General features: G+C 60.8%; 23 protein-coding genes. 12 read left to right on the forward strand and 11 right to left on the reverse strand.

Annotated features, from left to right (window positions below):
• The first annotated feature begins 3 nt into the window (after nucleotides 1-3).
• Entirely contained in the window at nucleotides 4-1,551 is a 1,548-nt protein-coding gene (locus CQ012_RS04710) for an aminopeptidase P family protein (protein WP_105661513.1), read from the forward strand.
• Between the two features lie 86 nt (nucleotides 1,552-1,637).
• Here the strand turns inward: CQ012_RS04710 and CQ012_RS04715 are convergent, their stop codons facing one another.
• Nucleotides 1,638-2,495: a YflT domain-containing protein gene (locus CQ012_RS04715; protein WP_181148842.1), complete on the reverse strand. Its 858-nt coding sequence runs from the start codon at nucleotides 2,493-2,495 to the stop codon at nucleotides 1,638-1,640.
• Between the two features lie 132 nt (nucleotides 2,496-2,627).
• Between CQ012_RS04715 and CQ012_RS04720 the strand changes: the two genes are divergently transcribed.
• From CQ012_RS04720 to CQ012_RS04730, 3 genes are read left to right on the forward strand one after another with little or no spacing between them, the layout of a single operon-like run.
• Nucleotides 2,628-3,878, forward strand: a complete 1,251-nt coding sequence (locus CQ012_RS04720) for a magnesium transporter MgtE N-terminal domain-containing protein (RefSeq protein ID WP_105657522.1) — start codon at nucleotides 2,628-2,630, stop codon at nucleotides 3,876-3,878.
• Between the two features lie 42 nt (nucleotides 3,879-3,920).
• The gene (locus CQ012_RS04725; RefSeq protein ID WP_105657523.1) at nucleotides 3,921-4,529 is read left to right on the forward strand and encodes a DUF1003 domain-containing protein; all 609 of its coding nucleotides are present in this window, start codon (nucleotides 3,921-3,923) and stop codon (nucleotides 4,527-4,529) included.
• A gap of 3 nt (nucleotides 4,530-4,532) precedes the next feature.
• Nucleotides 4,533-5,636: an Mrp/NBP35 family ATP-binding protein gene (locus tag CQ012_RS04730; RefSeq protein WP_105661514.1), complete on the forward strand. Its 1,104-nt coding sequence runs from the start codon at nucleotides 4,533-4,535 to the stop codon at nucleotides 5,634-5,636.
• Between the two features lie 12 nt (nucleotides 5,637-5,648).
• On the opposite strand, the gene CQ012_RS04735 is transcribed toward CQ012_RS04730, so the two are convergent.
• Nucleotides 5,649-6,053 (reverse strand): sec-independent translocase, encoded by a 405-nt coding sequence (locus CQ012_RS04735; RefSeq protein WP_105661515.1) that lies wholly within the window; start codon nucleotides 6,051-6,053, stop codon nucleotides 5,649-5,651.
• Between the two features lie 77 nt (nucleotides 6,054-6,130).
• Nucleotides 6,131-6,748: an RNA polymerase sigma factor SigE gene (gene sigE, locus CQ012_RS04740; RefSeq protein ID WP_105657526.1), complete on the reverse strand. Its 618-nt coding sequence runs from the start codon at nucleotides 6,746-6,748 to the stop codon at nucleotides 6,131-6,133.
• Nucleotides 6,749-6,886: 138 nt separating this feature from the next.
• Between sigE and CQ012_RS04745 the strand changes: the two genes are divergently transcribed.
• Nucleotides 6,887-7,552 (forward strand): O-methyltransferase, encoded by a 666-nt coding sequence (locus tag CQ012_RS04745; protein WP_105657527.1) that lies wholly within the window; start codon nucleotides 6,887-6,889, stop codon nucleotides 7,550-7,552.
• A 96-nt stretch (nucleotides 7,553-7,648) separates the two neighbouring features.
• Here CQ012_RS04745 and CQ012_RS04750 read toward each other — a convergent pair whose 3' ends face one another.
• From CQ012_RS04750 to CQ012_RS04760, 3 genes are all read right to left on the reverse strand, one after another.
• The gene (locus tag CQ012_RS04750) at nucleotides 7,649-7,816 is read right to left on the reverse strand and encodes a DUF3117 domain-containing protein (protein WP_013349509.1); all 168 of its coding nucleotides are present in this window, start codon (nucleotides 7,814-7,816) and stop codon (nucleotides 7,649-7,651) included.
• Nucleotides 7,817-7,939: 123 nt separating this feature from the next.
• Nucleotides 7,940-8,284 carry a DivIVA domain-containing protein gene (locus CQ012_RS04755; RefSeq protein WP_105657528.1) on the reverse strand — a complete coding sequence of 115 codons (345 nt, stop codon included), beginning with the start codon at nucleotides 8,282-8,284 and terminating at the stop codon, nucleotides 7,940-7,942.
• Between the two features lie 3 nt (nucleotides 8,285-8,287).
• On the reverse strand, nucleotides 8,288-9,073 hold the full coding sequence (locus tag CQ012_RS04760; protein ID WP_105661516.1) for an LOG family protein: 786 nt from the start codon (nucleotides 9,071-9,073) through the stop codon (nucleotides 8,288-8,290).
• A 177-nt stretch (nucleotides 9,074-9,250) separates the two neighbouring features.
• On the opposite strand from CQ012_RS04760, the gene CQ012_RS04765 reads away from it, so the two are divergent.
• From CQ012_RS04765 to CQ012_RS04780, 4 genes are all read left to right on the forward strand, one after another.
• Entirely contained in the window at nucleotides 9,251-9,982 is a 732-nt protein-coding gene (locus CQ012_RS04765) for an amino acid ABC transporter ATP-binding protein (protein WP_181148852.1), read from the forward strand.
• 31 nt (nucleotides 9,983-10,013) lie between these two features.
• Nucleotides 10,014-10,844: a glutamate ABC transporter substrate-binding protein gene (locus CQ012_RS04770; RefSeq protein ID WP_105657531.1), complete on the forward strand. Its 831-nt coding sequence runs from the start codon at nucleotides 10,014-10,016 to the stop codon at nucleotides 10,842-10,844.
• 139 nt (nucleotides 10,845-10,983) lie between these two features.
• Entirely contained in the window at nucleotides 10,984-11,661 is a 678-nt protein-coding gene (locus CQ012_RS04775; RefSeq protein WP_105657532.1) for an amino acid ABC transporter permease, read from the forward strand.
• Entirely contained in the window at nucleotides 11,658-12,569 is a 912-nt protein-coding gene (locus tag CQ012_RS04780; protein WP_105661517.1) for an amino acid ABC transporter permease, read from the forward strand. Before CQ012_RS04775 ends, CQ012_RS04780 begins: the two co-directional genes overlap by 4 nt.
• Nucleotides 12,570-12,656: 87 nt before the next feature.
• On the opposite strand, the gene dapE is transcribed toward CQ012_RS04780, so the two are convergent.
• Nucleotides 12,657-13,733, reverse strand: a complete 1,077-nt coding sequence (dapE, locus tag CQ012_RS04785; RefSeq protein ID WP_105661518.1) for a succinyl-diaminopimelate desuccinylase — start codon at nucleotides 13,731-13,733, stop codon at nucleotides 12,657-12,659.
• An 82-nt stretch (nucleotides 13,734-13,815) separates the two neighbouring features.
• On the opposite strand from dapE, the gene dapD reads away from it, so the two are divergent.
• Nucleotides 13,816-14,769, forward strand: a complete 954-nt coding sequence (gene dapD / locus CQ012_RS04790) for a 2,3,4,5-tetrahydropyridine-2,6-dicarboxylate N-succinyltransferase (RefSeq protein ID WP_105657535.1) — start codon at nucleotides 13,816-13,818, stop codon at nucleotides 14,767-14,769.
• A 62-nt stretch (nucleotides 14,770-14,831) separates the two neighbouring features.
• Here dapD and CQ012_RS04795 read toward each other — a convergent pair whose 3' ends face one another.
• The 4 genes from CQ012_RS04795 to fdxA form a co-directional block, all read right to left on the reverse strand.
• Nucleotides 14,832-15,380, reverse strand: coding sequence for a hypothetical protein (locus CQ012_RS04795; protein WP_133833694.1), 549 nt, complete (start codon nucleotides 15,378-15,380; stop codon nucleotides 14,832-14,834).
• Nucleotides 15,381-15,582: 202 nt separating this feature from the next.
• Nucleotides 15,583-16,869, reverse strand: a complete 1,287-nt coding sequence (locus tag CQ012_RS04800) for a citrate synthase (protein WP_105657537.1) — start codon at nucleotides 16,867-16,869, stop codon at nucleotides 15,583-15,585.
• Between the two features lie 98 nt (nucleotides 16,870-16,967).
• Nucleotides 16,968-18,083: a succinyldiaminopimelate transaminase gene (gene dapC, locus CQ012_RS04805; protein ID WP_105661519.1), complete on the reverse strand. Its 1,116-nt coding sequence runs from the start codon at nucleotides 18,081-18,083 to the stop codon at nucleotides 16,968-16,970.
• 12 nt (nucleotides 18,084-18,095) lie between these two features.
• Complete coding sequence (fdxA, locus tag CQ012_RS04810) at nucleotides 18,096-18,419, reverse strand: ferredoxin (RefSeq protein ID WP_013349521.1); 324 nt, start codon at nucleotides 18,417-18,419, stop codon at nucleotides 18,096-18,098.
• Nucleotides 18,420-18,634: 215 nt separating this feature from the next.
• On the opposite strand from fdxA, the gene CQ012_RS04815 reads away from it, so the two are divergent.
• Nucleotides 18,635-18,877, forward strand: a complete 243-nt coding sequence (locus CQ012_RS04815) for a putative acetyltransferase (RefSeq protein WP_105661520.1) — start codon at nucleotides 18,635-18,637, stop codon at nucleotides 18,875-18,877.
• A 125-nt stretch (nucleotides 18,878-19,002) separates the two neighbouring features.
• A complete protein-coding gene (locus tag CQ012_RS04820) occupies nucleotides 19,003-19,512 on the forward strand; it encodes a helix-turn-helix domain-containing protein (protein WP_105657540.1) in 510 nt (169 codons plus the stop codon).
• Nucleotides 19,513-19,554 lie beyond the last annotated feature (42 nt).

Genomic DNA, 19,554 nt, shown 5'->3' on the forward strand with positions numbered 1-19,554 from the left:
AACATGACCAATCAAGATTCATCTGCACCAAGCACTGATCAGCCGTTGGAAGACCGCGTGAACAACCGTTCCCAGCGTCCAACGTCCAAGGCATTCCAGGACTTCATGGCCTCCTCGTGGGCGCAAGACACTTCTGATCTGCCAGAACAAGATGCCGCTGCCAGCTACGCAGCCGCTCGCCGTGCCAAGCTCTCGGAGAATTTCCCCGGTGAGCGCATCGTCATTCCGGCAGGCCCGCTCAAGGTCCGCTCCAACGATACGGACTACCGTTTCCGCCCGCATTCGGCGTTCGCCCACCTGACCGGCCTGGGCGTCGACCACGAGCCCGACGCCGTACTGGTCATGGAACCGACCGATGACGGCGTGGGCGAGCACGGCTCCAACCACGTTTCCACCCTGCATTTCGCGCCGATGGCCGGCCGCGACACCACCGATTTCTATTTGAATTCGCGTTCCGGCGAATTCTGGGTGGGCCCGCGCCCAACCCTGTCCTCGCTGTCGGCGCGCACCGGGATGCCCACCGATTCGTTGGAACAGCTGGAAATCGCGATCACCAAGAATTCCGGCCCGCAGGCCCTGGGCGGCATCCGCATCCGTCTGGTGCGCGAGGTGGATCTGAACATCGAGGCGCTGGTGGATACCTCGCGCATCAACACCGGCCAGGACCTGGAAGCCAGCGATGCCCTGGATACCGAGCTGGCCGAGTTCGTTTCCGAGCTTCGCCTGGTCAAGGACGCGTACGAAATCGCCGAACTGCGCAAGTCGGTTGCCGCGACCATCAACGGCTTCGAAGACGTGGTGCGCAACCTGGACAAGGCCGTCGCGCACGAACGCGGCGAACGCGTTGTCGAAGGCGCGTTCTTCGCCCGCGCCCGGCTTGAAGGCAACGAGCTGGGCTACGACACCATCGCCGCCTCGGGCAACAACGCCACCATCTTGCACTGGATCCGCAACACCGGAACCGTCAAGCAGGGCGAGGTGCTGCTGCTGGATGCAGGTGTCGAGGCCGAATCCCTGTACACCGCAGACATCACCCGCTCGCTGCCGGTGTCCGGCAAGTACACCGAGGTGCAGCGCAAGGTCTACCAGGCCGTGCTGGATGCCGCCGATGCCGCCTTCGCTGCGGCCAAGCCGGGCCTGAAGTTCCGCGACCTGCATCTGGTGGCTACCCGCGTTTTGGCTGAGCGGCTCTCCGAGTGGGGCATCTTGCCGGTATCTGTGGAAGAAGCCATGGATCCAGAGGGGCAGCATCACCGCCGCTGGATGCCGCATGGCACCAGCCACCATCTCGGTCTGGACGTGCACGACTGCGCCCAGGCACGCGCCGAGCTGTACCTGGATGCCGAGCTGGAGGAGGGCATGGTCTTCACCATCGAGCCCGGACTCTACTTCAAGGACGAGGATCTGGCGATCCCCGAGGAGTACCGCGGCCTGGGCGTGCGCATCGAGGATGACATCCTGGTCACCGCCGATGGCGCCGAGAACTTGAGCGTTGCCCTGCCACGCAAGCCTGAGGAAGTTGAAGCGTGGATGGCTAAATTGCGCGGCTAATTCGTCCTGCAGCGTTAACCAGCGAAAGGCATGGGCGCAGTTACCGAGGTAACTGCGCCCATGCCTTTCTTTGGCCTAGCTGGTCCCTATGCTTCAGGATCCTTGCGAGGCGCTGGTTCCTGGACCGGGGCCTGAGGCTGCTGCGAAGTATCCACTCGCGGCTCTACCTGCGACAGGTCCTGCGTGTCCTTGGCCTCGGCGGCCGGTGCTTGCGCTTCGTCCTTGGCTGGCTGCTCGACCGGCGCAACTGGCGCAGCTGGCTTGGCTTCGTTGACGCGCACGCCATAGCGGGGACGCCCATCGGGCAGGTCGGGGAACTGCGAGCTGCGCTCTTCCTCGGAGGCCGGCTGCGCAGGCGTGGCCGGTACTGCGGCGGCTGCCTGGGCCGACGGTGCGGCAGCTGCGGCAGGCTGCTGCTGCGGGGCTTGGGCAACTGGTTGCGCAGGTGCCTGCTGCGGACGCATGGGCAGCTTGGAGGCCAGGATGCGGGCCGACTGCGCATGCTCGAAATCCACCACCACGTCAAAGCTGGTGGCCACGAACTGGCTGGAGGACGCGAAATCGCGCTTGCCGCGACGCGTCGAATAGCTGATCACGCCGGCGATCATCCAAATAGCCATGCCCAGGCCGATGGCGGAGAGAATCTGGTACAGCCCGTTGCCGCCACCGCCGAAGAGGGTCAGGAGCAGGCCGACAAACAGGCCCATCATGCCGCCCTGGGCCGCGCCAGCCAGCGCCACGCGCGGGTAGGAAAGTTTCGCGGTGACTCGCTCCACGGTGCGTACGTCATTGCCGACGATGCTTACCGCGGCGACCGGGAAATCATTATCGGCCAGGTAATCCACGAGCTTCTGCGCGTCGAGATAGCTGGTGTAACGTCCAAGCAGTTCTCCGCGCGGCAGGCCGCTGGTGCTAATCGAATTTACTCCATGAGGCGAGGTCATAACTATATTGTGCACAGGTTTACTGTGAGCCTGCCTAGTTGTGAAGCAACTATCGCTGAGGGTGAAAGAAACAGCACTGGCCCTGTGGCTTTGCACACCGGGAACGGGGCTGAAACGCGATAGTCTAGGAGGGTGAGCGCACAAGTGTCTAAAATCTTCGTCGCCCGGCTGCTCGGGCTTGATGTCTTTGACCCCTTGGGCGACCGCTTAGGCCGCTTGCGCGATGTCGTGGTGGTCTCCCGCGGCCCCAAGAAACCCGCCGCCTGCGTGGGCTTGGTCGTCGAGGTCCCCGGCAAACGGCGGGTGTTCGTTCCGATGACCCGCATCCAGTCTATGGAAGCCAACCAGGTGATCTGCAACGGCCTGGTGAACATGCGCCGCTTCCAGCAGCGCGGCCAGGAAATTCTGGTTGTCGCCGAAATGTTCGACCGCACCATCACCTTCGTTGATGGTTCCGGTCGCGGTGTCATCGAGGACATCGGTTTGGCGCAGACCCGTCGCGGGGACTGGGAAATCAACGAATACTATGTCCAGCGTGGAGAACCGACGGCCAATTTGCTGGGACTGCGTTCGCGCCGCCGCAACAAGGTGCTGGTCTCCTGGGACGAGGTCAGCCACGGTTCGAAGAATGAACCGCAGTCCGCTGACACCTTCGTGGCCGCCCACGATGAGATGAAGCCTGCCGACTTTGCTGACGCCCTGCATGAAATGAATGAGAAGCGCCGCCTGGAAATCGCGGCCCATCTGCAAGATGAGCGCCTGGCCGACGTGCTCCAGGAACTTCCGGACCGCGAGCAGGTGGAGATCCTTTCCGCCCTGGGCCTGGAACGTGCCGCGGACGTGCTTGAGGAAATGGACCCGGATGACGCGGCCGACCTTCTGGCTGAAGTCAGCGAAGAGACCAAGCACCAGCTGCTGGATCTGATGAACGAGGAAGAGGCCAAGGATGTCCGCCGCTTGCTCGCCTACCCGGAAGGTACCGCCGGGTCGATCATGACCCCGGTTCCGGTGATTCTCACCCCTGAATCCACGGTCGCTGAAGCCCTGGCTTCGGTGCGCCTGGAGGAATTGAGCCCGGCGCTTGCTTCGACCGTATATGTGGTGCGCCCGCCGCTGGAGACGCCCACGGGACGCTACCTGGGCCAAGTCCACATCCAGGCGCTGCTGCGTGCCGCTCCCCCGGAGCCGCTGGGCGATATCCTTGATACGGAGCTGGAGCCCATGTCGGATCTGGCCAATATCACCGAAGTGGTTCGCCATTTGGCCACCTACAACCTCACCAGCGTAGGCGTGACCAACAAGGAAGGCCGGCTTGTAGGGGCCATCACCGTGGATGACGTGCTGGACCACATCCTCCCGGATGACTGGCGTTCCCAAGACTAGCCAACGCCCCACCCACCCATCAGCAGCAAAGGAGTTCCAGCTATGGCTGAGCAGCGCAAGAGTAACGGCCTGGATACCCCGCTTGCAGCACGACAACGCTTCTGGCCCCGGTTCTCCCCGAACCCCGACCTCTTTGGTTCGGCCACGGAGAAGTTCGCCCGCTTCATGGGCACCCCGACCTTCCTGCTGTACATGACGGTGTTCTGCGCCTTCTGGCTGATCTGGAACTCGGTCGCCCCGATCAATTGGCGTTTTGACGATGCCACCATCGGCTTCACCGCGCTGACCTTGATGCTCTCCTTGCAGGCCTCCTACGCGGCTCCGCTGCTCCTGCTGGCGCAGAACCGCCAGGATGACCGCGACCGCGTCTCGCTGACCGAGGACCGCGCCCGTGCTGAACGCAATCTGTACGACACCGAGTACCTGACCCGCGAGCTGGCTTCCCTGCGCTTGGCACTGCGCGATGTTGCCACCCGCGACTACGTGCGTTCCGAACTGCGCAATGTGCTTGAAGAGCTGCTGGAAACCTCTGATGGCGAAGAGCTGCACCTGCGCGCGAAGAAAAAGGGCGGCAATAAGAATTCACACCCGCAAACCGGGATGATCGAAACCGTCAAGCCCCAGCAGGGCCAGCACCGGAAGAGCAAATAAGCATTGAGCACCACGCCAGAACTCCTAGCCGCCCTCGCAAAGGTCAACGACCCGGAGCTTCGCCGGCCGATCACCGAATTGGGCATGGTGGAATCAGCTGTCCTGGCCGATGGCACCGCCAAGGTCAAGATCTTGCTGACCATCGCCGGTTGCCCGATGCGCTCCACCATCGAGGAAGAGGCCACCGCGGCCCTGCTGACCGTAGCAGCGGTGCAGCGCGTTGAGGTGAGCCTGGGCGTCATGGATCCGCAGCAGCGCGCGGAGCTGCGCGAGTCACTGGCCAGCCGCCGCACCCCGTTCTCCGATCCTGCTTCCCTGACCCGGGTGATCGCTGTGGCCAGCGGCAAGGGCGGCGTGGGCAAGTCGTCGATTACCGCGAATCTGGCCTGCCAGCTAGCCTCCCAGGGCTTGAAGGTCGGCCTGATCGACGCCGATGTCCATGGTTTCTCCATTCCCTCGCTGATGGGTATTTCGCAGAACCCCACCCGGGTTGATGACATGATCCTGCCGCCGGTGGCGCACGGAGTGAAGGTCATTTCCATTGGCATGTTCCTGGATTCCAACCAGCCGGTGATCTGGCGCGGCCCGATGCTGCACCGGGCCCTGGAGCAGTTCCTCTCGGATGTCTACTTCGGGGACCTGGACTACTTGTTGCTGGACCTGCCGCCAGGCACCGGGGACATGGCCATCTCCGTGTCCCAGCTGCTGCCCAATAGCGAGCTGCTGGTGGTCACGACTCCGCAGTCCACGGCTACCGAGGTTGCCGAACGCGCCGGCACCATCGCCTTGCAGACCCATCAGAAGGTGATCGGGGTGGTTGAGAACATGAGCTTCCTGCAGCTGCCCGACGGGTCGCGCATGGAGGTCTTCGGTTCCGGTGGCGGTGCCAAGCTCAGCGAATCGCTGAGCCAGCAGCTGGGCTACCCTGTTGGGATGCTGGCCCAGATTCCGCTGGAAGAGTCCGTACGCGTGGGTTCGGATCAGGGCCAGCCGGTAGTGCTCAGCACCCCGGGGGCACCGGCCGCGGCAGCGATGCGTGAATTGGCCGGGAAATTGGAACAGCGACCGCGCGGGCTTGCCGGGCGATCGCTGCCGATGTCTTTCTGAGGACTTCTGGGCCTAGGTGGCTTCTGAGTCGAAGGGGGCCGATTCGTTGGCGCCCAGCTGCAGCTGCTGCGCGGTAGCCGAAGGGACCGCGGTGCGCACCGGTGCTGGGGCCACGGTCTTGGCTGGAGAACCCTTTGCGGCATTCACGGCGTCGTCGAATTCATCGACAAGCGCCTCCTTGATGATTCGACGTGGATCATACTGGCGCGGGTCCAGCTTCTTCCAGTCGATGTCGGCAACCTCGTCGCCTACTTCCTCGCGCAGCTGCTCCTTGGCGCCATTGGCCATGCGCCGCACTTCCTTGACCAGGTTCGCTAGCTTTTTGGCGTACTCAGGAAGCTTTTCGGGGCCCAGAATAACGACCGCCAGCACGGCGAGAACGATAAACTCGCCACCATTAATACCAAAAAGATCCACGTAAGAAGATTACCTTGTTCCAGTGCCACTAACGAAGTCACCGCGCCACGCCAACGGTGAACACGCGATGAACGGGGTTAGCTGGCGGCGCGCAAGCCTCGCGGGATGCGCGGCAACGACATGGTCTTTGCAGGGCGGTTGGCTGGATTGCGGTGAGCGAGCGCATCACGAAGCATGGCGCGGCCACGGTGGATGCGAGAACGCACGGTCCCGAGCTTGACATCCAGGATGCGTGAGACTTCCTCGTAGGAGAAGCCTTCCATATCGCACAGGACAATAGCGGCACGGAACTCCGGCGACAACGCACGCAGGGCTTCTTGCACGTCGACATCCAAGTTGTTGAATTCGAAATAGCGTTCCGGGGTTACCGCGGTACCGGGCATCCGGTCTTCGGATCCCTCGGCGAAACGGTCGAAGCGGATCTTGCTCTTGCGCCGAGCCTGGTCCAGGAACAGGTTGGTGGTAATGCGGTGCAGCCACCCGCCCATGGTTCCGGGGGTGTAATTTTCCAAGGCTTTGAATGCGCGAACGAATGCCTCCTGCGAGAGGTCCTCGGCATCTTGACGGTTACCAGTCAAACGGTAGGACAAACGGAAGACCCGTTGCCCATGTTCTTGGACCATCTGATCCCATGTCGGAGTCGTGGTTTCGGCAGTCACCGTAGAAGAAACTGTTTCACTTCGTGCATTGTTCACACTCCAAGTATGAAATGGGAAGCTGAGCTGAAGCTAAGAATACCCTGCGCGAGAACCTCCAAGTTCAACAACTTCAGGTAACGACGTAGGTACGATGGGAACTGGCCCCGCCAATTCAACCCTTGAGGACCTCCGCCGATGCCATCGATGAATCCAGAACTCTTCGCGAGCTGGACCTATACCCAGAACCACGTCAACGAACCAGAGCATGTCGCCCCGGTTCGCGAACGTGCGGAAGACCTGGGCGTGCGTTGCATCGATCAGGCCGGCCGCTCGATGCTGCAGATGCTCTGCACCCTGCGCCAGCCGCGCAATATCGTGGAGATCGGATCCGGTGTGGGTGTCGCATCGCTGGCGATGCTCGAGGTCATGGGCAACGCCATGACGTTGACCGCGATTGAATCGGATCTGGAGCACGCCAACGCGATGCGCCAGGGCCTGCGCGATTCAGGCATCCCGACGGCCCGCGCCCGCATTATCAACGAGCGCGCAGAGAACGTGCTCTCGCGCTTGGCCGACCACGCCTACGACCTGGTACTCATCGACGCCGGCGCTGAGCTGCTGCTCGAGTACGTGGCCGAGGCCAAGCGGCTGGTCGGAACCGGCGGAGTGATCATAGTGAACAACGCCTACGACGAGCACCGCCTAGCCAAGCCCGCGGTTCGCCGCCCCTCCACCGTCACGACCCGAGATGCGCTGCGCATGCTGCGCGAGGACCCGCGCTTGCAGACCCACCTGTTCCCTACCGAGCAGGGCCTGTTTGTGGCCACTGTCCTTCCCGCCAAGGCCGCGACCCGCCTCTAGCGGCTGATTTCGGGAAAAACAAAGGACCGACATTTCTGTCGGTCCTCGATTGCCGCACCAGCAACCCGTGCGGCCAAAGCTAGAACTTGGGCAAGCTTACTCAGTTACCTTGAGCAGGCACTCACGCAATTCGGTTGCCTCGTCGTTGTTCAACTCGACTACCAGTCGTCCGCCTCCGTCGATTGGCAGGCGCAAGATGAGGCTGCGGCCTTCCTTAGCGACTTCCATTGGTCCATCACCGGTGCGTGGCTTCATAGCAGCCATTAAGCTGTTCCCTTCGTCTGTGGCTAACGCATGCACTGGCGCTTGCCGTGCATACAACCGAATGCCTAGTCCATCCTCAGCAAGGATTCCCTGCTGAGTTGGGACACTTATCTTTTATTATTACTAATTTTCGCCCGTGTCGCTAATCACACGCCGTGACTCAAGGTCACGAACCGTATTCTCCAGCTCGGTAATTTCTGCCGCGAGGACATCGAGCACCTCATCCACCTGGTCGCAGCGGTAACCGCGCAAGCCCAAGGAGAAGCGAACTTTCTCCACATCTTCAGCGCGCGGATTCTTGGCCAGCAGCACCGGCGGCAACGAAGCCTGGTGCTCTACCAATCCCGTGATGGGCTCCCCAGTGGATTCGAAGTGGCGACCTGCCGGTACATTCTTCCGCTGGCTGGACAGCAGCAGCGCAACAGCACCCACCAGCAATACTGCGATGGCAACAAGGAGGAACGGCATCGCCTACTGCCCCTTCGCCAGGTCGCCGACCTTCAGGTTTTCTTTATGCGCACGCAGCACCAGATCCACCGCTTCATCAGGATCATCGGTGATAGTGAACAAGTCCAGATCACCGGGCGAAATGGTGCCTTCAGCAACGAGCGTCTTGGTCATCCAGTCCACCAGGCCGCCCCAGTATTCGGTGCCCACAAGCACAATCGGGAAGCTGGTGATCTTCTTGGTCTGGACCAAGGTCAATGCTTCGAACAGTTCGTCCAGGGTGCCAAAACCCCCGGGGAGCACGATGAAGCCCTGCGAGTACTTCACGAACATCGTCTTGCGCACGAAGAAGTAGCGGAAGTTCAGGCCCTTGTTGACCCAGGCATTCAGTCCGGTTTCAAAAGGCAGCTCAATGCCCAGGCCTACGGAAACGCCGTCCTTGTCAGCAGCTCCCTTGTTGGCCGCTTCCATGGCGCCGGGGCCGCCACCGGTGATGGTAGTGATGCCTTCCTCGGCCAAGCGGCTGCCGACACGCTGGGCCATCGCATAGTACGGGCTGCCTGGATCCGTGCGCGCGGAACCGAAAACCGCGATGGCAGGACCGGTGCCGGCCATATTTCCAAAGCCGGAGACGAATTCCGATTGGATTCGCAACACGCGCCACACGTCGCTATGCGTGACATCGACCTGCGGGCTTTCCAGAAGATGGTGGTCAAGCTGATCTTCCGGTTGCTTTCCTGGCCAGCTCGCTTCGATGTGGCGCTTTTGCCCGACCCGGGCATTTTCTTCACTCTTACGCTGATGAACCATAGCTTCACTCTATCGGTTACTCCTGCGCATCTTCGGATGTGACCTACCGCGGATTGGAGAACAGTTTGATAACAACTAGGTGTGACATGGTCGACGGGTCGCGTAGTCGCCGTCACATCAAGTAATGTCTACAACATGAAAAGCGATCATCAGGCTCAAGCTTCTTCTGAAGGCCCTATCGTCCAGCTGACTGGGGTCAATAAGCACTACGGTGCGCTGCATGTGCTCAACGGCATCAATCTCGAAGTGACCAAGGGCGAGGTCGTTGTGATCCTCGGCCCGTCGGGCTCGGGCAAGTCCACGCTGTGCCGCGCCATCAACCGACTGGAAACCATCGACGAAGGCACCATCAAGATTGATGGCAAGACCCTTCCCGAAGAGGGCAAGGCACTGGCCAATCTCCGGGCCGATGTCGGCATGGTCTTCCAGTCCTTCAACCTCTTTGCCCACAAGTCGATCTTGGAGAACGTGACCCTCGGTCCGATGAAGGTCAAGGGCATGAAGAAGGATGAGGCCAAGAAATTGGCGATGCAGCTGCTGGAGCGTGTGGGCGTGGCCAATCAGGCCGGCAAACTGCCCGCACAGCTTTCTGGCGGCCAGCAGCAGCGTGTGGCGATCGCCCGCGCACTGGCCATGAAGCCGAAGGTGATGCTTTTCGACGAGCCAACCAGTGCCCTGGACCCGGAAATGATCAACGAGGTCCTGGACACCATGGTGGGTCTTGCCAAGGAAGGCATGACCATGCTCGTGGTCACCCACGAGATGGGCTTCGCCCGCAAGGCGGCGGACCGCGTGATCTTCATGGCCGACGGCCAGATCGTCGAGCAGGCCACTCCTGAGGAATTCTTCACCAATCCCAAATCCGACCGTGCCAAGGATTTCCTTGGCAAGTTGATCACCAACCACTAATTTCATCATCACGCATCCAATAGGAGGAACAATGCGCAAGACTCGTTTCGGCACTGTAGCCGCAATGGCCGCCGTCGCAGCCCTGGCCCTGACTTCATGTGGCGGCTCCGGCGACAGCGAAGCCGACGGCGACAAGATCCGCATCGGCATCAAGTACGACCAGCCGGGACTCGGCTTCAAGGACGGCGATAACTACACCGGTTTCGACGTTGACGTCGCCAAGTACGTAGCCAGCGAACTGGGCTACACCGAGGACAAGATCGAATTCATTTCGGCACCGTCGGCCAACCGCGAGACCATGCTGCAGAACAACCAGGTTGACATGATCTTCGCAACCTACTCGATCACCGATGAGCGCAACAAGGTTGTCGACTTCGCTGGTCCATACTTTGTCGCCGGCCAGGACCTGCTGGTTCCATCCGACTCGGATATCGCCGGCCCAGAAGACCTCGATGGCAAGAACCTGTGCTCGGTCACCGGTTCCACCTCGGCCCAGAAGGTCAAGGACAACTACGCCCAGAACACCAACCTGCAGGAACTTCCGGGCTATGCAGAGTGCACCACCCAGATGAGTGGCGGCACCATTGACGCGGTTACCACCGATGACATCATCCTTGCCGGCCTGGCTGCGCAGCCTGCCTACAAGGGCAAGTTCAAGGTTGTCGGCGCGCCATTCACCGAAGAGAACTACGGCGTGGGCCTGCCTGATGGCACCGACAAGTGCGGCGACATCAATGCGGCAATCACCAAGATGATCGAGTCCGGCGAGTGGCAGAAGGCCCTGGACAAGAACACCGAAGGCACCGGTTACAAGCCGAACGCTGAAACCAACCCGCCAACCCTTTCGGATTCCTGCGCCTAGCAGCATCTGATGCGATGGGGGCCAAACGCAGCGTGTTTGGCCCCCATCTGCAATCTGCGTTTCCCAGGTACCAGCTAATGCAGGTACCGGACCCATAGCCGCTTGGCCGGTTTTCCGGCCATCGAGACAGAGGCTTGCAGTGGAGAATTACTTATCCATATTCACTGAGTACGACATTCCCGGAGCTTTCTGGGTCAATATCCAACTAACTTTCTGGGCTGCCATTGGCGCCCTCGTGCTGGGCACCATCTTGGCCTTGCTGCGCATCTCCCCCGTGGGGAGCTTCCAGGCCCTGGGCACCAGCTACGTTAACCTGATTCGCAATACCCCGCTGACCATCATCATCCTGTTCTGCGTGCTGGCCCTCTACGGCCAGCTCGGATTCGTGCTCAGCAGCGATTTCCAGGGAAACTTCTTCCGCCTCGCCGTCCTTGGCCTTGCGGTTTACCACGCGGCGTTCGTGTGCGAAGCGATCCGCTCGGGCGTGAACACGGTTCCCCTGGGACAGGCAGAAGCTGCTCGTGCCATCGGCCTGAGCTTCTTGCCCGCAGCGCGCTTGGTGATTCTGCCGCAGGCCTTCCGCGGCGCGATTGTCCCCTTGGGCAACACCTTGATCGCCTTGATCAAGAACTCCACCGTCGCAGCGGTCGGTTCGGTTGCCACGGAATCCTCCTCGGTCATGAAGACCATGATTGAGTTCCGCGCAGATATCGTGATCCCGATCTTCTTGACCTTCGCAGTGGGCTTCGTGATCATCGTCATTCCGGTGGGCCTGTTGACTACTTGGGCTTCTAAGAAACTGGCGGTGGCACGATGAGCGCGTCGATTCTTTTTGATACTCCCGGGCCAAAGGCCCGCCGCCGCATCTTGGCGGTAAACATAGTCGGCGCCTTGATTGCCTTGGGCATCGTGGCGTGGATCGTCCTCGGCCTGGCCGCCAAGGACCAGATGCAGCCTTCGCAATGGGATGACTTCATCGAAGGCAGCACCTGGAAGAACTACCTGCTTCCGGGCTTGTGGAACACCACCAAGGCAGCAGTCCTGGGCATCATCGGCTCGGTGATCTTCGGCCTGATCTTCGGTGTCGGCCGCTTGGCGCAGAATAAGCTGATCAACGGAATCTCCACCGTGATTGTCGAATTCTTCCGCGCGGTACCAGTGCTGCTGATGATCGTGTTCTTCAACGTCTTCTTCTCCCGTTCCCTGCAGCTGTCAGGTGATACGGCGATGTGGGCCGTGGTCGCGGCGCTGATCTTCTACAACGGCTCGGTCGTTGCGGAGCTGGTCCGTTCCGGCGTTCACAATCTGCCCAAGGGACAGCGCGAGGCAGGCATAGCGATCGGCCTGACCCGTGGCATGTCGCTGCGCCACATCGAGATTCCGCAGGCGCTGGTCGCCATGCTGCCGGCGTTGATCGGCCAGTTCGTTGTGATCTTGAAGGACTCGGCTTTGGGCTACATCATCAGCTTCAACGAGTTGCTGTTCTTCGCCCGCACCTACTCCTCGCCTAACGGCAACGTCCTGCAGGCGCTGATTGTGGCGGCAGCCATCTTCATCATCATCAACTTCACCTTGAGCAAGATTGCCGTGATTGTCTCGCGCCGGCTGAGCAGCCGGGTGAAGAAGGAGAAGAATGCCCCGGCCGGCCCGGCCGCAGCCATAGTCGGCGCCCCAGCCGGCCTCGACGTGCCAGCGCCACAGGATCCTTCCGATCCCAAGGCCTAGCAGCTGAAACAAAAAAATCTCCGTACCGCATGATTCGCGCGGTACGGAGATTTTTTGTCTCTTCAAAGGCTGATCATCCCAGCCTCGCTAGCCCAACCAAGTACGCAGGGTCTGCAGGCAATCGCGGATGGCCTGCTGCGGCACATGCTCATCATCGCTGTGCGCCAGCAGCGCATCGCCCGGGCCGAAGTTCACGGCAGAGATGCCCAGGGCGGAGAAGCGGGAAACATCGGTCCATCCGTACTTCGGCTTCGGTTCCTGGCCCAGTACCTTGATCAGGTCTGCGGCGATCTCCTGGTCCAAACCGGGTTTGGCGCCATCAGCGCCATCGGTGCGTTCAATGTCGAAGCCGTCGAAAAGCTCAAGGACCACGGCTTCAGCTTGGGCCAGTGTCTTGTCCGGAGCGAAGCGGTAGTTCACTTCCACCTCGCAGTAATCGGGAATCACGTTGCCGGCAATGCCGCCGGCAACACGGACCGCGTTCATGCCTTCACGGTAGTCCAAGCCCTCAACGGTGATGGTCCGGGGCTGGTAGGCAGCCAAGCGCTGCAGGATCTCCCCCGCATCGTGGATCGCGTTATGCCCCATCCATGCACGTCCCGAGTGGGCTGCCTTGCCGCGGGTGCGGATGACGAAGCGGCTGGTTCCGTTGCAGCCGCCTTCGACGGTGCCGTCGGTCGGTTCCAGCAGGATCGCGAAGTCGGCCTCCAAGAGTTCCGGGCTGTTCTTGGCCAGGCGGCCCAGACCGGATTTGGCTGCTTCTACTTCCTCGTGGTCGTAGAAGACGTAGGTGATATCGTATTTGGCCTCGGTCAGTTCTGCAGCCAGCGCAAGCTGCACGGCGACCCCGCCTTTCATGTCCGTGGCACCACGGCCATAGAGCACCCCGTCGATGACTTCTGCGGGCACGGTGCCCTTGGCGCCCTCGGTGCGCGGCAAAGGCACGGTATCGAGGTGCCCGGCCAGCACGACGCGGCGTTCGCGGCCGAAGTTGGTGCGCGCTACGATGGCGTCCTGGTCCCGGTGCACATCAAGGTGCGCCTGCTTCCGCAGCGCCTGGTGCACCTTGTCGGCCAGCTCTTGCTCGTTGCCGGAAACGGATTCAATGTTCATGATCTGCTCGGTAAGCAGGGCAACGTCTTGCTGCAGGTCCAATTCGTTCACGGCTGGCTACGTCCTGAGTCTCTAGCTTCACTTTTTTGTCATTTATCAACGTTACCCCGGGCAACAAAGATACGATCAGTGTATGACTTCAGAATCTGTGACATCCAGCGAATCATCTGTCCGTTTAGCCTCAGCCCATGGCCTGGCAACGGTCGCATCCGATGGAACGATCCTTGATGTTTGGTACCCGGCTCCAGTCTTGGGCGAACTCGCCAAGGCTGAAGGGCTCTCCGGTGAACTCGCTGCCGCCGCGCAGGACGATGCAGCCCGCGGCACCACCCAGAAGGTCGTTTCACTGACCATTAATCTTGATGTAGCACCAGCTGACACCGCCGATGTGTGGCTGCGCCTGCACCTGCTCTCGCACCGTCTGGTCCAGCCGAACAGCATCAACCTCGACGGCATCTTCGGCCACCTCGCCAATGTCGTGTGGACCAACTTCGGGCCTTGCCAGGTAGAGGGCTTCGAGGTGACGCGCTTGAAGCTGCGCGCCCGTGGAGCGGTCACCGTGTACGGCGTGGACAAGTTCCCGCGCATGGTCGACTACGTGGTCCCAGCCGGCGTACGCATTGCCGACGCTGGCCGCGTGCGCCTCGGCGCACACCTGGCCGAAGGCACCACCGTCATGCATGAAGGATTCGTCAATTTCAACGCCGGCACCTTGGGCACTTCGATGGTGGAAGGCCGCGTGTCCGCTTCGGTCGTTGTCGGCGATGGTTCGGATGTCGGTGGCGGCGCCTCGATCATGGGCACCCTCTCCGGTGGCGGCAAGGAGCGCATTGTCATTGGCGAACGCGTACTGCTGGGCGCCAACGCCGGTGTAGGCATTTCCATCGGTGACGACTCGGTAGTGGAAGCTGGCCTGTACGTGACTGCCGGCACCCGAGTGGTTCTGGGCGAGAAGCAGGTCAAGGCGCTGGAGCTTTCCGGCGTGCCGAACCTGCTCTTCCGCCGCAATTCGATCACCGGCGCCGTTGAGGCATTGCCGCGCGCCGGCCAGACCGTAGAGCTGAACAGCGCACTGCACGCCAACTAGTTCTTGCCCTGCAATCCAACTGGCAGATCACGGAAGTGATCTGCCAGTTTTTTATTGCTCGGCTATCCGCCGGGGAAGATGATGGTCACCATCGGCTGGATGAAGCCGTGGAAGGCCTTGGAGTCGCGTAGCAGCGACGTACTGGCAACGATGGTAGCCGTGCCGGTCAGCCATGCCCTGGGCTCGTCCAGGGGCACGTCAATGAGCTGGATTTCCTGGCGGGTGGATTGCATGCCGTGCTCCACCCCGTGGTCGATGAGGATTCTTTCCAGCTCATCCATGCGGTGCGGCACGTACTTGCCACTGTTTTCTGCAAAGTCCTGGGCATGCTGCTGGGCAAAAACCGTGGCCTGGCCGTAGTGCGCGCGGGCCAGCCGGGCCAGGGCCGGGTAGCCGTCGTCTTGAAGCCGTTCAATCAGTGCATCGCTGGCCGCCGGCTCCTTGGCCGGCGCTATTGCGGTCAGCGAATCCCACCAGGAGCTCCATTCCTGCTTGAGCTGTCCATGCGAGTCGTCGATCTTGTTGCGGTTCTTGATATTGGAAGCCAGCCGGCTATTGGGTCCGGCCTCCGCGGGGTGGACGCCTGACAGTTCGCGCAGGTACAACGCCATCAGCATATTCTGATTGGTATTTATGGCTAGCGACCAATTATTTCCACGACGTTGGTACATGCATACCACCTGACTCTTCGGCACACTTGTCGTTCCCTCTGCCTCATAGGATACTCCCGAAGTACCGCTTAAAACAGGGAAGGACCTGTCGCCCCACTTGTGTGGGAAGACAGGTCCTGCCGCCGGGATCCGGAAACTCGCCCTAGGCCTGGTAGCCGGGATAGTCGCGAGCGGTTTCACCCATGTACAGCTGGCGTGGGCGGCCGATCTTCAGCTCTGGGTCCTTGATCATTTCGCGCCACTGTGCGATCCAGCCTGGCAGACGGCCGATGGCGAACAGCACGGTGAACATCTTTTCCGGGAAGCCCATGGCGGTGTAGATCAAGCCGGTGTAGAAGTCCACGTTCGGGTAGAGCTTGCGCGAGATGAAGTACTCATCATTCAGCGCAGTTTCTTCCAGCTTCATCGCGATCTCAAGCAGCTCGTTCTTGCCCTGCTTTGCCAGCAGGTCGTGAGCGGTCTTCTTGATGATCTTGGCGCGTGGATCGTAGTTCTTGTACACACGGTGGCCGAAGCCCATCAGGCGTACGCCGTCTTCCTTGTTCTTGACCTTCTGCATGAAGTCTTCTGGGGAGATGCCGGAGGACTGGATCTCGCGCAGCATCTTCAGCACGGCTTCGTTGGCGCCGCCATGGGCTGGGCCGGACAGTGCATGGATACCTGCAGAAACCGAAGCGAACATGTTGGCTTCGGAGGAACCGACCAGGCGCACGGTGGAGGTGGAGCAGTTCTGCTCGTGGTCAGCGTGCAGGATCAGCAGCAAGTCGAGGGCCTTGACCACATCCGGATCCGCAAGGTAAGGCTCGGCAGCGGTGCCGAAGCACAGGCGCAGGAAGTTCTCGACCATGTTCATCGAGTTGTCCGGGTACAGCAATGCCTGGCCGATGGACTTCTTGTGCGCGTACGCAGCCAATACCGGCAGCTTTGCCAGCAGGCGCAGGGTCGAACGCTCAACCTGTGCGTCATCCTTCGGATCCAGCGAATCCTGGTACCAGGTCGACAGGGCCGAAACAGCCGAGGACAATACCGGCATCGGGTGCGCGTCGCGCGGGAAGCCGCCGAAGAAGCCCTTGAGCTCTTCGTGCAGCAGGGTATGGCGGCGCAGCGAATTGTCGAACTCGGCCAGCTGATCAGCAGTCGGCAGTTCGCCGTAGATCAGCAGGTAGGTTACCTCGATGAAGCTGGACTTCTCGGCCAGCTGCTCGATTGGGTAACCGCGGTAGCGCAGGATGCCCGCGTCGCCGTCGATGTAGGTAATCGCGGACTTGGTAGCCGCGGTGTTCATGAAGCCGGGATCGTAGGTCACGTTCCCGGTAGTCTTCAAAAGTGGGGCTACGCCAAATCCGTCATTGCCCTCTGCTGCCTGAATTACTGGCAGCTCGAGGTTGGATTCTCCAAAGTGTAGCTGTGCAGATGTGGTATCTGTCATTGCATCTCCTAACCGGAAAGCGTGTAGTTCCGAAAGGTCAGTCGTCACCGTAGAACATACCGCGATTTGACCCATTCAAGCTAATTAGGGTGTCATCTTCACCGGTTGGCGGAAGAATTCAACCGTTCAACGGCAGCCGCGATCCGCTCATCGGAGGCGGTCAAGGCCACGCGTACATGGCGTTCCCCCGCGGTGCCGTAGAAGACGCCAGGACCGGCAACGATGCCCAGTTCCGCCAGCGCCCCGATGGTTTCGAAGCTTGGCCGCCCAGCGGTGCACCACAGGTACAGTCCTGCCACCGAATCATCGATGGCCAAGCCGAAGTTCTCCAGCGCTGGCCGCAGCATGGCCCGGCGTGCCCGGTACAGCTCGCGCTGCGCCGCAACATGCTCGTCGTCATTCAATGCCACCACCATGGCGTGCTGGATTGGACCGGGCACGATCATGCCCGCATGCTTTCGACTGTTGACCAGAGTTGGCATCAGGTTCGGGGCGCCGGCAACGAAAGCGGCGCGGTATCCGGCGAGGTTCGACTGCTTGGACAGCGAGTACAGGGCGAACAGGTCATCGAGGTTTCCTCCGTTGACCGCCGGGTCCAGGATGCTTGGCACCTGGCCCTCGTATTCATCCCATCCCAGTTCGGCGTAGCACTCATCGGAGGCCACTACGGCACCCATCTCACGCGCCTGGGCCACGATGCTTGCCAGCTCGGCGGTAGCACGGACCTTGCCGGTCGGGTTGCCTGGCGAGTTGACCCAGATGAGCTTCACGCGTTCACGCTGCTCAGCAGTCAAATCCGAAAGGTCGTCGGTGGCGATGGGGGTCGCGCCAACCAGCTGGGCGCCGATGTCATAGGTGGGGTAGGCGATCTCTGGACGTACCACGATGTCGCCGGCACCCAGGCCCAGGAACAGCGGCAGCCATGCCACCATTTCCTTGGAACCGACCGTTGGCATGACATCATCGGTGCTCAAACCGGTGACATTGCGGCGACGGGCGAACCAGTCGACGATGGCCTCGCGAACTTCAATGGTGCCGTGCGTGGTCGGGTATCCGTGCGAGTTCGCCGCCTCGGCCAGCGCCTGCTGGATCAGTTGCGGCGTGCCATCGATCGGCGTGCCGATCGACAGGTCCACGACTCCCCCCGGATGCGTGGATGCTTGCTCGCGGTATGGGGCAAGCTGGTTCCAGGGGTAATCGGGGAGCTCAAGCATAAAAGTGAAAACCTAGCCTTGGTTCTGTGGTGGCAAGGCGCTGATCAGTGGGTGGTCAGTGCCGGTGTTACCAATTTTAGCGGCGCCGCCCGGGGATCCAAGTTCATCGAAAAAGTCGACGTTTGCCTTGTAATAGTCGGCCCATTCATCCGGCACGTCATCTTCGTAGTAGATGGCTTCAACGGGGCAGACAGGTTCGCAGGCGCCGCAGTCAACGCATTCATCCGGGTGAATGTAGAGCGAGCGCTCACCTTCATAGATACAATCTACCGGGCACTCTTCGACGCACGCCTTGTCTTTAACGTCGACGCACGGCTGAGCGATGATGTAAGTCACGAGGGCCGAGACCTTTCCTTGCACTGGGTGGTTTCAACAGGAGCTAGTGGTCTTCCTCAGATGCTCTTTGAATCCTTTACCAGCTCAAACTACAGTCTAGTCCTGATACCCATGCATCGGACCGCCCATTGGCTCGCTGTGACGTAATCGACCATTCACATTTCAGCTTCCCGGGGTCCAGATGAATTCTTCTTACGAAAAGATGACGTTTCCAAATGCTTAATTTCAGTGATGTGACGCCCGGTGAACGGCTTGTTGTCCGCTACCGCTTGGCCGACGGCCGGGCCGGTGAGCATTTTTCCGATGCACTGGGCGAGTTGCAGGAAGTGACGGAGGAATCGGTGAGCATCCAAACCCGGGCTGAACTGGTATGCATCCCCCGCGCGGCGATCACTCACGCCAAGCGGGTACCGCCGGCTCCGGCGCGCCGCAGGCCCCGTGCCCCTCGCGCCGAGTAGCAGCCTGCAAGCCGCGCAATTTTCCTGCTTCCATGGGTTGCTGCCGCGGGCACACCCATACCGCTTGGGACGACATGTGATTTGAAACTGCCAATCACTCAGCGCTTTTCGCGTATGCTGTTTCCATGCCCTCCGATAAACTTGTCCAATCGCGAGCACGAGCCCTCAGCTCCCCGCTGAGGCTTCGCATCTTGCGCTTGTGCCTGCATGAGTCACGAACGAACAAGGAAATTGCGGACATTCTCGATTTGAATCCCGCCACCTCCTTGCATCACGTGCGAACCCTGGTCAGCAACGGTTACCTCGCGGCAGAAGAATCGCGCCGAGGCAACCGTGGCGCCAAAGAAGTGCCCTACCGCAGCACCAAGCAGTCCTGGGGCACGCGCATTCCCGACGCGGCCCCCATGCTGGTGGACACCTTCCTGCAGGAAATCGAGGGACTTGATCCCCAGGAGATACAGGTAATCCGCTTGGGCCTGAAGCTCAATGAAGAAAGCCAGAAGGATCTCATGAGCCGGCTGCGCGCTGTGATCGAGGACTACGCGATGCGAGATCCGGATCCAGATGGCGTTGCCACCTCGTTGTTCTTGGCCCACCACCTGGATATCACCGGCAATGCGCGCAAAGACCAGTAGCCTGCTTTTCGCCTAATTAAACACAGAAGGAGCTCTTCCCGT

The sequence above is a fragment of the Arthrobacter sp. MYb214 genome (assembly GCF_002979865.1).
GTDB lineage: Bacteria > Actinomycetota > Actinomycetes > Actinomycetales > Micrococcaceae > Glutamicibacter.

Excerpts from the sequence above, each read along its gene's own strand:
- CQ012_RS04795 (WP_133833694.1), bottom strand. The coding sequence starts at position 15,380 with ATGGCGTTGTACCTGCGCGAACTGTCAGGCGTCCACCCCGCGGAGGCC.
- CQ012_RS04770 (WP_105657531.1), top strand. The coding sequence starts at position 10,014 with ATGCGCAAGACTCGTTTCGGCACTGTAGCCGCAATGGCCGCCGTCGCA.
- dapD (WP_105657535.1), top strand. The coding sequence starts at position 13,816 with ATGACTTCAGAATCTGTGACATCCAGCGAATCATCTGTCCGTTTAGCC.
- CQ012_RS04755 (WP_105657528.1), bottom strand. The coding sequence starts at position 8,284 with ATGCCGTTCCTCCTTGTTGCCATCGCAGTATTGCTGGTGGGTGCTGTT.
- CQ012_RS04815 (WP_105661520.1), top strand. The coding sequence starts at position 18,635 with ATGCTTAATTTCAGTGATGTGACGCCCGGTGAACGGCTTGTTGTCCGC.
- CQ012_RS04715 (WP_181148842.1), bottom strand. The coding sequence starts at position 2,495 with ATGACCTCGCCTCATGGAGTAAATTCGATTAGCACCAGCGGCCTGCCG.
- CQ012_RS04760 (WP_105661516.1), bottom strand. The coding sequence starts at position 9,073 with ATGGTTCATCAGCGTAAGAGTGAAGAAAATGCCCGGGTCGGGCAAAAG.
- CQ012_RS04750 (WP_013349509.1), bottom strand. The coding sequence starts at position 7,816 with ATGGCTGCTATGAAGCCACGCACCGGTGATGGACCAATGGAAGTCGCT.
- CQ012_RS04710 (WP_105661513.1), top strand. The coding sequence starts at position 4 with ATGACCAATCAAGATTCATCTGCACCAAGCACTGATCAGCCGTTGGAA.
- dapC (WP_105661519.1), bottom strand. The coding sequence starts at position 18,083 with ATGCTTGAGCTCCCCGATTACCCCTGGAACCAGCTTGCCCCATACCGC.
- CQ012_RS04745 (WP_105657527.1), top strand. The coding sequence starts at position 6,887 with ATGCCATCGATGAATCCAGAACTCTTCGCGAGCTGGACCTATACCCAG.
- CQ012_RS04820 (WP_105657540.1), top strand. The coding sequence starts at position 19,003 with ATGCCCTCCGATAAACTTGTCCAATCGCGAGCACGAGCCCTCAGCTCC.
- CQ012_RS04800 (WP_105657537.1), bottom strand. The coding sequence starts at position 16,869 with ATGACAGATACCACATCTGCACAGCTACACTTTGGAGAATCCAACCTC.
- CQ012_RS04780 (WP_105661517.1), top strand. The coding sequence starts at position 11,658 with ATGAGCGCGTCGATTCTTTTTGATACTCCCGGGCCAAAGGCCCGCCGC.
- CQ012_RS04725 (WP_105657523.1), top strand. The coding sequence starts at position 3,921 with ATGGCTGAGCAGCGCAAGAGTAACGGCCTGGATACCCCGCTTGCAGCA.